Raw genomic sequence first — 14,108 nt, 5'->3', positions numbered from 1 at the left:
GATTCAGCACCTTTAATCAAAGTGGGTAACTCTCTTCTTTTCAACTTGAAGTGTCAGATCTAGTCGGAACTAATACACATTACTTACCCTAGATATCAAAACATCACTATAATCACCAATTTTATGTGCAATAAGAGTGTCATCAATAACATTATTAAGCCTAATCGCTAAATCTACATTGCTTTCTAATAAATTTTCTACATTGTTACTTGACGATATTTCAAAATCAACTTTTGGATATCGTTCTTTTAAGTCTTTAAGAACAGAACCAAAAATAGAAGAGGCTATAGAGTTGGGCATTGTGATTTTAAACTTTCCATCAATGCATTCACTCAACGAGCTAGCTCTGTAATTTAACTCGTGCAAACTCTCTAACGTCTTGATAGCAAGCTCTCTAATGCTTTCGCCATGATCAGTTAAAACGAGTTTCCTTGTTGTTCTGTGGACGAGTGTTACGCCAAGTTGTTTTTCTAATGCTGCTAGCTGCCTGCTGACTTGAGCTTTCGACTTTCCAAGTTCTTTTGATGCCGATGTAAGAGAGAGGTGTTTACAAATGGCTGCAAAGCAGATCAGCTCATTGTTCATCAATTCCATGATTGTTACCTTTTTGCAACTCTGAGTCACGTTGTCTTTTAACTGGTGGGAAAGTATAACTTGCATCATCGGAGGGGGACAATGATATTTAAAAGCCGCCATGAAATAATGGCAGACTACTATCTTAATAAAACCATATTGGATATTAAGTTAAACCAATATCCTGAAGAAATTAACTCAATCGGATTAAATATAGAAAATAAAGATTTAAAAATAAAAAATTTGTCTCGTGAAATTACTAAGTTGGATTCGGGTGATTTAATTCTTGATTGTGCATCATTGATAATGACTCATTCTATATCGGAAAAAGTAATAATAAAAGTAGAAATTGACTCTTTAAATTATAAAGTTAAACGTGTGAGGATATTTAAATATGAAGGCTGCAATACAAAATTCGAAAAGATCTGTTTATCAGAAAGATACATTGTATAGAATAATAAATAATATTAGTGCTTTGTATACCAAATCACTAGTAAAATTATTTGGTGAAGAGTTGAGAATCCATCATTGCAAACATAAGATTAATGTAAGAACCACTAACGAGTTGAGTGAGCATATGAAGAAAGATCTAGGTATAGATTGAAAAGTAGAGAGTTACATCTGTTAGATTCCTTGTTCCTATAAAGGTAATCTAGTACTTATACGTTTGGGTTAAGCAAATGCGTGTCCATGTTGACTCATATTGAATGAGCAAGACGCAGAACCAACGTGTACTGTGTTGAACGTAACTCAAGATACAATGAAGGAGCTTAATCAGCCACACGGTTTTAAAGTTGATGACTGGTTATTATCAAGTTGTCGCTGTGGTGAAATCGAAGTTCACGGTCCATACAAGACAGCTGATGAGGCTTGCAAAGCAGCAACAGCCAAATACGGTGTAACTAAACTGACTTCACCAATGATAATCTTCTAACCCTTAAGTTCGCATTATGTATATTATGTTAAATTGCATATCGCCGTACGCTAAATGTTGTCTGAGTATGCTCCTATTCCCCTGCAGATTTTAAATTTAAGGGCCTTACTGTGAGCATTAAACATAATGGTTATTTACCATAAAATAGCTAATATCGATCTATCAATCTACGATTGCTTGCTCTTCAATTAGCAACTTATAAAAAATGGCGTCTATTTCTTTAGACGCCATTTTTGTTTACTGGAAATATTAAATTAGCCACCGGCTAATTTAACTGTCATGCCTTTCTTTTCAAGATGTGCCTTGATCTTGTCTCTAGCATCACCTTGAATCTCGATATTGCCATCTTTTACAGAGCCACCACAGCCACAGACTTTTTTGAGTTCTGCCGCTAATAACTTTAAAGGTGCATCATCCAAGTCTAAACCTGTAACAATGCATACGCCTTTACCTTTACGGCCTTTCGTTTGGCGCTGAATCCGAACAACACCATCGCCTTTAGGGCGAGATACTTTTTCTTCTTCCGGTTTAATTCGACCGGTTTCTGTTGAATATACCAGAGTCATTCTATTGTTTCTTTTGTTGTTGAGCTTGCATCGCTTTTTGCTTTGCAACCAAATAAGCTTCGATATGGCGTTGAATAGCGGCTTTACTGCCCTTAATCAGTTTACCATTAAACATACAGTACCAAGAGTTAGGTTGGCCTGTATCGTTTTGAATAGTATAGCCGTTAAAGACCTCTGATTTTGCAACACCAGTTTGCTGCACTCTTTGTCCGAGTGAAGCAAACTCTTTGGGATCAATAATCGATGCGGTGTCACACCACCAATCAATGCTTTTCTTTACCGCCGTCAAACTGCCCTGTAAAACGTGGTTCTTGATTTTAACCTTCCAAACACTGCCATCTGATCCGACTGACTGCAGGTTAAAACCTCTATAATTTGAAATCGCCATACCACTGAGTCATCTGTTTAATGCGTTGATATAATCATAATTGCTACTGAGCAATATTCAAATACGGCTTGAATAATCCTTGCTCTAGAAAACAACTTGTATCATAAAACGCGTCTCGATAACGTTAATCACTTTGCACTGTTTATACAATCTTCCAAGAACTCATGAAATTTGTGCCCGTTGTTTTGAAGCATTTTAGGGAACATTGAGATCGGAGTCATTCCTGGAAATGTGTTTACTTCGTTTAAGTAAATCTCATCATCTTCCGTTAGGAAAAAGTCGATACGAGATAAATGACGAAGATTCATTTGTTTAAACACCGTCTCTGACGCGTGTTGGATGGAATCTAATTGTATTTGAGTTAGATTCTTCGCCTCAACTTCTGTGAGCGAGTGACTTGAACTGCTGTACTTTTCATCGTACGAGTAAAAAGCACCATCAGGCGCGATGACCTCGCCTGGCTTAGTGATATGTAGTTGGCCATTCATCTCATATGCAGCAACTTCAAGTTCTCGAGGTTTTACTGCTTTCTCAACCAACACTTGGTCAGAAAACCCAAAAGCATCATTTACTGCATTAGAAAGCTTGTCTTTTTCTGTGACACTGTAACAGCCAACGGAAGAACCTTGGCGAGCGGCTTTAACAAAAACTTTTCCCCACTTTTCAAAGGCTTTATGAGCTTGAACGTGAGCTTCTTCATCGTTTCGCGTTAAGAATAAGTATGGCGTATTGGGTATGCCAATAGCGTCGTACCAAAGCTTAGATGTGATTTTATTGAAACTATTGCTACTCGCTTCTGGCCCGCAGCCAAGATAAGGAATACCTGCGATTTCAAACAGAGATTGAATGTCGCCTGTTTCGCCAGGAAAACCATGTATACAAGGCACGATGAAATCAATGGTTTGATTAGATTCACTTGAGCACAACTGCTTGGTATTGAGATCCAAGTAAACCAACTCACCTTGGTTGGTCATCCAACCTTCGTTTTTAATTTCTACGCGTGTAACGTGAACGTCTTCAATAAGATTTAGTTGTTGTTCGACAAAGTTTGCAGACAATAATGAAATCTCGTGCTCAGAAGAGCCACCGCCGCATAGTAAAAGAATATTTTTAATCATGAATCCATCTTTCCGTGACCTACAAAAGATACTATTTATTATGATAAACCTTTGAAGTGTGACGTACAGTAATTTTAATGTGAGGAATGTTGTTCGAATAGGATTTGAGCAAATAAATAAGGGAGCTATTCGCTCCCTTATTTGATGTGCTAATTTAATTTGTTAAGCGTTGGGTAAGCTGAGTTTTTGATTGCATCAATGCTTTTAACAAATGGTCTTAACTGCTGAAATTGCGCTGGCAAAGTCGAAATCGCTTGCTTGGCTTCTGCGCTTGTTGCGTAGTCTCCGTATAAAACTGAGAACCACTTAGTACCGTTTACAACTTTGTAGTTTTCCCAAATTGGCTGACCGTTCTGTGGCAGCTTATTTGCAAACTGATCGACTTTAGCTTGGCTACCCACAGCTGCGACTTGAATGGTATAGCCGAATCGTTGAATGCCAGCTTGCTTTTTACTTGGTGGTACGATCTTAACTGGCTTCGCCTGCTCTTTTGGCGTTAGCTTGACTACTTTCTTTTCTTCAGGCTTTGCCGTCATTTTCACAACAGTTGGTTGTACGTCTTTTTCTACTACAGCGTTTTCAGACGCCATAATTGGTTTAGAGATACGATCTGATTTGTAGTCCTCTCGGTAACTTTCTGAGGTCACATCCGTGATGTAAGTTTCAGATGCACAAGCAGAAAGCAGAACTGACAAGCCGATGATTGCGATTTTTTTCATGAAGTAACAAATGCTCTGGATAAATATTACGATAAATCATGCCGATAGCAGGGCCGTTTATCAAGCATCAAATACAATAATCTGTGATTTTGATGTGATGAATAACACAAACTCCATAAGCATCGTACACATTTTCTGCAATGTCTGGTCTGAAGATGTTTTATCAGTAAATTATTCGTTTATGATTGATATGAAACCGAGAAGCCAACGTGACTTACAAACGGCCAGGAGTCAGCATGAATAAATTACATAAACTCTTTAAACCCAACTCTGTGGCCGTTATTGGGGCATCTCAAAAAGCATTGCGAGCAGGACATGTTGTGATACGCAACCTTCTACAAAGTGGATTTGGTGGCGCGATTATGCCAGTAACGCCGCGATATAAAGCCGTATCTGGCGTGATCGCTTACCCTGATGTAGCTTCCCTGCCCTATACGCCAGATATTGCAATTTTGTGTACGAACGTTTCACGTAACGAGCAATTGCTTAAAGAGCTAGATGAGAGAGGCACACCGTTTGCGATTGTTATCTCTGATGACCCTAATCCTTTAGATATCTCATCATTGAACATTCGAGTCTTAGGCCCAAACAGCTTAGGTATCATCCTTCCTTGGCACAATTTTAACTGCACGTTTTCCCCTGTTGCAGCTAAACCCGGAAAAATTGCTTTCATCTCACAATCCGCGGCGGTTTGTACCACGGTTTTAGACTGGGCAAATGATAAGAACATTGGTTTTTCTTCGTTCATTTCGATTGGGCGCGGACAAGATATCGATTTTGCAGATTTGCTCGACTATTTGAGTATGGATGGAAACACTGAAGCTATTCTGCTTTATGTTGATAATATCCAAGACGCTCGCCGATTTATGTCTGCTGCGCGCGCCGCTTCACGTAACCGACGTATATTGGTGCTAAAAGCGGGCCGCTCTAAAGAGATGAATACTTTTGAGCAGCAAGACGGAGATACACTTGACGTAATTTACGATTCTGCTATTCGCAGAACTGGTATGTTACGAGTCAGCAATACGCATGAGCTTTTTGCCGCGGTAGAAACACTCACGCATTCTGTGCCACTTCGTGGAGAGCGTTTAGCGATCATCACCAATGGCGGCGGCCCTGCTGTTATGTCCGTTGATACTTTGATTGAACGTGGTGGCCAACTCGCAACGCTTGATGACGCTTCCATTGAGCAATTACAAGCAGTACTTCCATCCAACTGGCGTGCTCGAAATCCAATTGATCTGTCTGGTGACGCAACCCAAAAACGCTATATTGATACCATTAACGCACTGATGAATAACGACTGTGCAGATGCGATATTGATTATGCATAGTCCTTCTGCTGTTTCTGATCCTCTTGAAACTGCTCAAGTCGTTATTAATGCCATCAAATCTCACCCTCGGCATAAGCATTTTAATATCTTGACCAACTGGTCAGGAGAACAAACGTCGAGAGAAGCGCGACTGGCCTTTACTCAAGCAGGCATTCCAACCTATAGAACACCTGAAAGTGCGGTTGTAGCATACATGCACTTGGTCGAATACAGACGAAACCAGAAACAACTAATGGAAACGCCAACGACGGCAGAGCCATTACATTCTGGAAGTGTGAGTTCAGCAAAAGAATGGGTAAACGAACGACTACTGGATAAAAACACAGTTACCTTGGATACGCATCAAACCAGCCCATTATTTAAGCTGTTCGGGTTTAACGTTTTGCCTACGTGGATTGCATCTGACGACATTGAAGCCGTTCATATGGCAGAAAATATTGGATATCCTGTTGCGGTTAAATTGCGTTCTCCAGACATTCCTCATAAATCGGATGTTCACGGTGTCGCTCTAAATTTAAGAAACAGTCGAGAAGTTTCCAACGCAGCGCTATCCATTTTAGATACCGTAAAGCTCAGCTACCCTTCCGCCAATGTACATGGGCTGTTGGTACAAGGGATGGCAAAGCTCGGCAGCGCTGAAGAGCTACGGATTAGTATTGCAGTAGATAAAGTCTTTGGACCAGTGATCTTGCTTGGTCAAGGCGGCTCTGAGTGGAATATCGCCCAAGATGCCGTCGCTGCACTTCCTCCTTTGAACATGACGCTTGCGCGCTACCTTGTCGTTGTTGCCCTAAAGTCTGGAAAGATTCGCCTGCAGAAACACAAAGATGCGCTCGATATTACTGAGTTGTCGAAGTTCTTGGTTCGTATCTCCCAAATGGCAGTTGAGTTACCAGAAATACAAAGGCTGGATATCCATCCAGTGTTGGTGTCCGGAAGCGATTTAACTATCCTTGATGCAGATGTCACACTGTGTAAATACGAAGGAGACGCCCAAAAACGGCTAGCGATTCGCCCTTTCCCGGCAGAGTTTGTCGAAACTGTAACGCTTCGAGATGGCCAACCTATCCTGCTTCGCCCTATCTTGCCTGAGGATGAACCGCTGCATGCTCAATTCATTAATAGCGTATCGAAAGAAGATCTCTATAAACGTTTCTTTTCTGAAGTTGGAGAGTTCAACCATGAGGCTTTGGCAAACTTTACTCAAATCGACTACGACCGCGAAATGGCGTTTGTTGCGGTAGCGTTTAATACTGACGGACCGTCTATCATAGGGGTAGCCCGCGCATTGATTACACCAGACAATAGTGACGCTGAGTTTGCTATTTTGGTTCGTTCAGATTTGAAAGGAAAAGGTTTAGGCAAAGTGCTGATGCAGAAAATAATCAGCTATTGCAAAGTTAAAGGCACAAAGCAAATGTCTGGAATGACCATGCCAACAAATAGAGGAATGTTGATGTTGGCTCAGAACTTGGGGTTTGAGATCGATGTCCAGTTTGCAGACGGTACGGCAGATATGGTGCTCCCTTTAAATTGAAAAGCTCAGCATTAGCGATGACTTTTACTTCTTACATTCGATAATCAATGGGAATTTAAGAAGTAAAAGTTACGTTGTTACTTTAGTTTCCAATTCTTTTTTAGGTACTGAATACACCAGGATTTTGCTTCACCCATAGTGTTCCGGCGCCATGCCAAAATAATATCCATCGGCTGTTCTTCAGTGCCTTCGATTCGTTTCAATACACCACTATCAATAAGAGGTTGCGCAATTTGGCTTGGTAATGTACCAATACCTAAACCTGCAGTGAGCGCTTCTACTTTTGCCGTAAAGTTGGTGACGGTCAAGCGAGGCTGTTTTTGAATGATATTAATTGAGAGCGCTGGTTGCTCACGTGCGGTATCTGCAATAGCAATAATCCGATACTTTTCTCGCGCTGCTTCATCAAACTTACCACTACGCTTGTGAACATAGTGATCAGCGGAAGCTACCCAATACATACTCATTTTACCAATTTTTTCTGACTTAACTTCTTGAGGAAGCGTATCCAGTGATGGGCAAATCAGTAAATCAGCTCTCCCCGTATTCAACGACTCCCAGCTACCAGCCAGAATCTCCTCTTGCAGCCTGACTCGAGTTGAGCTGACCTCGGCCAGCGCATCAACCATCGGGAAAAAATTGGATATAGGAATAATGCCATCAAAGGCAATGGTAATATCCAGTTCCCAACCATTCGCCAATAACGTTGCATCGTTCACTAACTTTTCACTGGCTTGTAAAATGGCTCTTCCTCTTTCAAGAATAAGCTTACCTGCTTCAGTAAAATGGGCTTTGTGACCAGAGCGATCGAAGATAATAATGTCTAAATCTTGCTCGAGTTTCTGGATTTGATAGCTCAGCGATGACGGGGCTCTGTCTAACTCATTCGCAGCAGCAGCAAAACTCCCTCTTCGATCAATAGCATCTAGAATATGGAGTGCTTCTAACGTAATTGGACTCTGCACACGGCCTCTCTTAATGTGATATCCATCACATTCGTTGTGTTTGGATGAACTTATCAAGAACTAACGACAAATAATATAACACATTGATAACTAAAGACTAGGAATGCTCATAGCCAAAGAAGAAGATTCAATACAAACCAATAAATGACAATGGTAATGATAGTAATTACCATTTAGATCCATTAATATCCGCGTGTTGTTACCTATTATGGATCTAAGGTATTGAAGCCAATGTATAAAAAATCAATTTTGTCAGCCTCCATTTTAGTTGCCCTTTCCCATACTGCTTATGCGGAAGAAGCTTCTAAGTTTGAAGAAGTCGTTGTGTCGGCCACCCGTACCAACCAAACCATAAACACTGTTGCTGCTTCTGTTGCTGTTGTATCAGAGAAAGACATCGAAGAAAACATGGTAAAGGACTTGAATGATCTATTCGAGTATACGCCAGGTGTTACTGTTAATGGCACTCAACGCCAAGGCGTCCAAAGTATTAACATTCGCGGGATGGAAGGTAAACGAGTTAAAATCTTAGTAGACGGTGCATCTCAACCAGGTGTATTCAGCGGTGGACCATATTCGTTTATCAATTCTAGTGCCGTTACTGTCGACCCCGATATGCTAAAGAGTGTCGAAATTGTTAAAGGAGCAGCTTCTAGCCTCCATGGTAGTGATGCAATTGGCGGTGTTGTCGCATTCGAAACAAAAGATCCGAAGGATTTCCTCAAAGATGGTAAAGACTTTGGTGGTCAAGCTAAACTCTCTTATTCATCGGAAGATAACTCTTTTAGTGAGCATGTAGCTTTAGCAAAGCGTTTCGGTAATACAGAAGCACTTATAGCCTTTACACGCCGTGATGGTGCAGAGCTACAAAATTTCTCTAAGGCGCCTTACGATAACTATTCTGTGGACAACCAAGATTATTACAAAAACGATCTATTGGTAAAACTTCAATCTCAATTGAATGACGCTCATCGCTTGGAGTTTTTGGGAGAAGTTATTTACAACGAGACTGACTCAGAGATCGCACATAAAAGTTACAAAAACTTCAACGCTGAAGACACAACCAAGCAAAATCGCATTGGGCTCAAGCACATTTGGTTTGCAGATGCAGCTATCTCGGATACGATCACGTCCAAGCTTACATGGATTGGTAAAGAAGAAAACGGCGTCTCTAATCGCTTTATCGAAGCTAGCCCTGGTTACCCACCTTACGTACCGCCTAGTGGTGACAACCAACAGAAAAAAGATTACGAATATACTGAAGACAAATTTGAATTCGAAACTCAGTTAGATAAAGAGATTCAAAATCACTATATTGTTTACGGAATATCGTACAAACATAGTGACATCAGTAATACCAATCGCGAGTTTAATTCCGATCCTGGCACGCCAGATACTGTTTACGTTTACACACCGGATGCAAAAGAAGAAAGCTTTGGTTTATTCTTGCAAGATGAAATTTCGCTTCTTAATGACAAGCTAATTCTGACTCCAGGTGTGCGTTACGATTACTTCTCTACTAATCCTTCAAATACTTCTGAAGAGTCATTCGAGAAGTTTAGCGACTCTGCATTAACTGGTCGTTTAGGAGCAACTTACTCTGTATCGCAACCTGGCACGATCTTCGCGCAAGTGAGCCAAGGGTTCCGAGCGCCATCGTTCGACGAGCTTTACTACACCTACGATAATCCGGCTCATGGCTATACCAATCGCCCTAACCCAAATTTGGGATCTGAAAAGAGTTTGTCTTATGAGCTTGGTTACCGTCATAACACTGCAGCGTCTGCAACTGAAGTAGCGTTCTACTACAGTGATTACAGTGACTTTATTGAGCAAACGTCATCAAACAATGGTGGTTTAACTGAATTCACAAATATCAATATTAGTGAAGCAAACATTAAAGGGGTTGAGCTCTCTAACCGTCTTGATTGGCATGCCATTGCTGGTCTTCCATCAGGCGTGACAACTCGCTTTGTTGCAGCATACACAGAAGGTGAAGATGGTGATGGTAATCCTTTGAACAGTGTAAACCCATGGAATGCCGTAGCTGCTGTAAATTACGATTCACCAAATGCACTTTGGGGGACAAGCCTAAAAGTAAACTACACGGCTAAGAAATCGAACAGTGATATCAACTCTGATGGTGATAAAGGCGGAATCAAAGACCAAGTTGCTTTGCCGTCTGCGACAGTCGTTGACTTAACGGCGTACTACAAACCAATGAAAGATATAACCATTCGTGCTGGTGTTATGAATCTAACGAATGAAGAATACCATCTTTGGAACGATGTTCGCGGTAAGACTGAGTTAAGTCGAGACAAAACGCAAGCTGAGCGTAATTACAACATTAGTGTTAAATACGAGTTCTAAACCTTAAAAACACAAAAGCCAGCGTAATGCTGGCTTTTTTATGGCTTTCATTTCAAAAATGTAAAGAAAAGTATGAAAAATGAAAGTTTACTGTTTTGCCATCTCTTTTTTCACCATTACTGCTGCTGCAATGATGAAAGTGATGATCAGACCGAGTTCCATGAACTACCCCAATAGCTATGAGAAAATTTATAACCCAAATTAAGAGTCGGGCATAGTTTAACAGCTCTATATATACTTGCTACCTTTTAACCAGTAATTTACGATTTTTTCCGATTTGGATCAAAAAAGACGCAATTATGCGCCTTTTTGTTACTATTATGTAAATTAAAGATTAGGCATCTGGATAACCTTGAGGGTTAGTAGACTGCCAGCGCCATGTATCGCCAGTCATTTCTTCTAGAGTGCGAGTTGCTTTCCAACCTAACTCATTCATCGCTTTTGATGGATCCGCCCAACACTCTGCAATATCACCTGAACGACGCTCAACAAGTTGGTATGGGACATCTTTACCACTTGCGGCTTCAAATGCTTTCACCATGTCCAGTACACTGTAGCCGTTACCAGTACCGAGGTTATAGATATGAAGGCCAGCTTTGCTACCTACTTTTTCTAATGCAGCAACGTGACCATCGGATAAGTCCATTACATGAATATAATCACGTACGCCTGTGCCATCTTTGGTCGGATAATCACTACCAAACACAGAAAGGAACTCTCTGCGCCCTACCGCAACTTGAGAAACAAACGGCATTAAGTTGTTGGGAATACCTTGAGGATCTTCACCTAGCTCGCCTGTTGGATGTGAACCTACCGGGTTAAAGTAACGAAGAAGTGTAATGCTCCAGTCAGGGTTCGCATTTTGGAAGTCGGTTAAACACTCTTCTACCATTAATTTGCTGCGACCATATGGGTTAGTTGCGCTAGTTGGAAAGTCCTCTGTGATGGGTACAGAAGCAGGATCACCGTATACAGTCGCTGATGAACTAAATACCAACGATTTAACTCCGGCTTCACGCATTGCATCAACCAATACTAAAGTGCCATTAACGTTATTGTCGTAATACTCTAGGGGTTTTGCTACAGACTCACCGACGGCCTTTAAACCTGCAAAATGGATAACAGCTTCAATATTGTGTGACTTTAGTGCTTCTACCATCGCCAATTTATCTCTGATATCGGCTTGAATGAAGGTTGGCTTTACACCACATACCTTTTCAATTCGATCTAATACCGTAGATTTACTGTTGTACAGGTTGTCTAGAATCACTGGCGTCATGCCAGCTTCGATCATTTGAATACACGTATGACTACCGATATAGCCCATACCACCCGTAACGAGTACTTTCATTTTATTATTCCTTCTGACGCGAATTGGGTTAGTTTAAAGCTTTGACGTTACGATTTAAACTGTCTCTTGTAATTCGCATCCCATTAATATTGCTTGGCCTTTTCCGGCTTTCTTTGCTTGATACATTGCCGTATCCGCACTTTTTAAAACTCGAGTAGCATCGCGCTCATTTACGCCGACTAATTTTACGCCGATACTAACGCCAACTTTGAGTAAGTGACCTTTGTACTCAATTGGAGCACATATGCTCTCGAGCAACTGTTCTGCTATTCGGGTGACCACTTTTTGATTGGCGGGATTTACCAACATGACAAATTCATCACCAGAAAGTCTTGCGATTAAATCACTATGTCTCGTCGCAGATGTTAGACGCTCGGAAACTTTTTTCAAAACTTCATCACCTGCATCATGACCGTAGGTATCGTTAACTTCTTTAAATCCATCCAGATCGAGGTACAAAACTGCAAATTCGTCACGCAAGTATCCAGAGCGTTGTACTAGTTGTTCCAACTCTAAATGGAACTTAGATCGATTGGCTAACCCCGTTAAAGCATCGTGATGAGCTAAATGCTCTAATCGTTCCATCTCTTTTGCGCCGGAAAGGTCGGTAAGAACAATAACCAGATCATAGAAACCATAGTCTTCACACTTAACGATACGATTGACTCGAGCAAACATCGGTACAAACTGACCAATATGGTTCTTCTCGATAACTTCACCTTGCCAAACGCCATAATTTTCTATCGACTCGATGATACTAGGCATCATTTCCTGTAACTTGCGCCACTTTAGCGTTTGGATGAATGACTTCCCAATAAGCTGATCCACCTCTAAGCCGACTAACTTAGTGACGGCAGGGTTTACCATCGTAATGACACCGCGATGATTAAGAACAATGAGACCATCTTGGCTGCTTTCAAAAACACGTCCCGCAACACGTTGCCGGTTTATGGCTTCTTCAATTTCGGTGATATCTTGAATCGAAAACAGTAAGTATTCATGTGTCGAGAGGCGACGACTGGTTAGGCTCAACTGCTGTTCGTTATCTGCATTTTTGAGGTGAATATCATCGCACTCTAGGCCTCGACTCAGGATCTGACTCAGCTCATTCGGTGTTTTGGTTTTAATTAGATCACGAATATTGGCATATTTAAGTTCATCTAATTTTTTTTGAAATATTTGCTGGGTCGCCGTATTACAATGAATAACACGTCCGGAATTGTCTGTAATAACTAATGCATGCTGAACAGATTCGATAACCTCTTCTGAAAATGCGCGCTTTTGTTCTAGTGTGTCTAGCGAATGTTGCCGCTGCTTCTCACGTACTGTTAACCTATTCATCATTTGATTGAAAGAGCTCGCGAGGTCTCCAATTTCATCCTTGGCGTAATAGCGAGCTTGATTTTCCGTGTTTCGTCCGTGTGTCACATTCTCTATTACGCGGTTGAGTTCCATCACGGGCTTGAGAACAAGCCTCTCGATACTTATGTAAAAAACAGTGCCACCAGCGATCAGAAACAGAAGAAGTAAAGCGCCATCTTGAAGTAAAGATTGTATGGCTTCTACAATTGGGCGATGAGAAAGCGTAACTCTCATGCTACCAATGACATAGCCATCATGGATAATCGGCTCTAGAACATAAAGAAATTTGGTTGATAAGGCATACCCTAGAGCGTGCAACCTACTTCTTTCGGTTTGACTTGGAACGGGTGCCAGTGCCCCACTTATCTCCATAACAGCGAATGGTTGGTCATCTTGGTCATAAAGTTTGACCCGCGTTACATTTGGCTGGTTTAAAAAGTTGGCGAGAATAGTTTGAGCTTTTTGCTTGTCCTTTGTCGTCAGCGCATCTTTAATTGAGAAAGAAACATTGTTAATCAGCTTTCTTGTCTGCTCGACCAGTTCATGCTTAGACGATTGGTACATAGTATACGAGGTGTAACCTTTTGAGATAACAAAGATAGCCGTTAAAAAGACCAGAAGAGGCCAAATAAGCTTCGCTCGTAATGACATATATATTCCTGTCGCAGACAACTACAAAAATGACAGAAGAACCATTATGCAATCTATCACCCATGAAGGGCGACAAGATTAACACGATGCTAATGCAAAATAACCTTAAATTCTCAAAAATTGGATGGAAAAGAAACGAAATACCTCAAAATTCGGATCAACTCAAATAACGGCAACATCTTTATGGACTAACGTGATCTTTTTCGTCACCTATCTGCTCAAAAAGCCTCGTTTTCATGAT

11 protein-coding genes and 1 pseudogene are annotated in these 14,108 nt (G+C 41.1%); 4 read left to right on the top strand and 8 right to left on the bottom strand.

Annotation, left to right across the window (positions count from 1 at the left end; all coding sequences use genetic code 11):
- Positions 1–78: 78 nt before the first annotated feature.
- Positions 79–594, bottom strand: a pseudogene (locus R7F07_RS06095) (LysR family transcriptional regulator); the annotation flags it as partial.
- Between the two features lie 81 nt (positions 595–675).
- Here R7F07_RS06095 and R7F07_RS06090 point away from each other — a divergent pair.
- Together R7F07_RS06090 and R7F07_RS06085 are read left to right on the top strand one after the other, a co-directional pair.
- Positions 676–1,026 carry a hypothetical protein gene (locus R7F07_RS06090; protein WP_053307695.1) on the top strand — a complete coding sequence of 117 codons (351 nt, stop codon included), beginning with the start codon at positions 676–678 and terminating at the stop codon, positions 1,024–1,026.
- Positions 1,027–1,276: 250 nt separating this feature from the next.
- A complete protein-coding gene (locus R7F07_RS06085) occupies positions 1,277–1,507 on the top strand; it encodes a hypothetical protein (RefSeq protein WP_318110464.1) in 231 nt (76 codons plus the stop codon).
- Between the two features lie 254 nt (positions 1,508–1,761).
- Here R7F07_RS06085 and yciH read toward each other — a convergent pair whose 3' ends face one another.
- The 4 genes from yciH to R7F07_RS06065 form a co-directional block, all read right to left on the bottom strand.
- Entirely contained in the window at positions 1,762–2,073 is a 312-nt protein-coding gene (gene yciH / locus R7F07_RS06080) for a stress response translation initiation inhibitor YciH (protein WP_005376292.1), read from the bottom strand.
- Between the two features lies 1 nt (position 2,074).
- Positions 2,075–2,461 carry a DUF3319 domain-containing protein gene (locus R7F07_RS06075; RefSeq protein WP_005376294.1) on the bottom strand — a complete coding sequence of 129 codons (387 nt, stop codon included), beginning with the start codon at positions 2,459–2,461 and terminating at the stop codon, positions 2,075–2,077.
- Between the two features lie 128 nt (positions 2,462–2,589).
- On the bottom strand, positions 2,590–3,579 hold the full coding sequence (locus R7F07_RS06070) for a D-alanine--D-alanine ligase (RefSeq protein ID WP_033907069.1): 990 nt from the start codon (positions 3,577–3,579) through the stop codon (positions 2,590–2,592).
- Between the two features lie 149 nt (positions 3,580–3,728).
- Positions 3,729–4,298 carry an SPOR domain-containing protein gene (locus R7F07_RS06065; protein ID WP_005390018.1) on the bottom strand — a complete coding sequence of 190 codons (570 nt, stop codon included), beginning with the start codon at positions 4,296–4,298 and terminating at the stop codon, positions 3,729–3,731.
- Positions 4,299–4,534: 236 nt separating this feature from the next.
- Between R7F07_RS06065 and R7F07_RS06060 the strand changes: the two genes are divergently transcribed.
- Positions 4,535–7,168 (top strand): bifunctional acetate--CoA ligase family protein/GNAT family N-acetyltransferase, encoded by a 2,634-nt coding sequence (locus R7F07_RS06060; RefSeq protein WP_171342939.1) that lies wholly within the window; start codon positions 4,535–4,537, stop codon positions 7,166–7,168.
- A 77-nt stretch (positions 7,169–7,245) separates the two neighbouring features.
- On the opposite strand, the gene R7F07_RS06055 is transcribed toward R7F07_RS06060, so the two are convergent.
- Positions 7,246–8,133 carry a LysR family transcriptional regulator gene (locus R7F07_RS06055; RefSeq protein WP_017634152.1) on the bottom strand — a complete coding sequence of 296 codons (888 nt, stop codon included), beginning with the start codon at positions 8,131–8,133 and terminating at the stop codon, positions 7,246–7,248.
- A 231-nt stretch (positions 8,134–8,364) separates the two neighbouring features.
- Between R7F07_RS06055 and R7F07_RS06050 the strand changes: the two genes are divergently transcribed.
- Complete coding sequence (locus tag R7F07_RS06050) at positions 8,365–10,503, top strand: TonB-dependent hemoglobin/transferrin/lactoferrin family receptor (RefSeq protein ID WP_053303617.1); 2,139 nt, start codon at positions 8,365–8,367, stop codon at positions 10,501–10,503.
- A gap of 334 nt (positions 10,504–10,837) precedes the next feature.
- On the opposite strand, the gene galE is transcribed toward R7F07_RS06050, so the two are convergent.
- Together galE and R7F07_RS06040 are read right to left on the bottom strand one after the other, a co-directional pair.
- Positions 10,838–11,854, bottom strand: a complete 1,017-nt coding sequence (gene galE / locus R7F07_RS06045) for a UDP-glucose 4-epimerase GalE (protein ID WP_171342938.1) — start codon at positions 11,852–11,854, stop codon at positions 10,838–10,840.
- Positions 11,855–11,908: 54 nt separating this feature from the next.
- The gene (locus R7F07_RS06040) at positions 11,909–13,867 is read right to left on the bottom strand and encodes a diguanylate cyclase domain-containing protein (RefSeq protein WP_171342937.1); all 1,959 of its coding nucleotides are present in this window, start codon (positions 13,865–13,867) and stop codon (positions 11,909–11,911) included.
- Between the last annotated feature and the right edge of the window lie 241 nt (positions 13,868–14,108).

The organism is Vibrio sp. YT-16 (assembly GCF_033337405.1).
Lineage (GTDB): Bacteria > Pseudomonadota > Gammaproteobacteria > Enterobacterales > Vibrionaceae > Vibrio > Vibrio alginolyticus.
The sequence above is the reverse complement of the archived record's forward strand: the minus strand, read 5'-3'. Positions and strand labels throughout refer to the sequence as shown.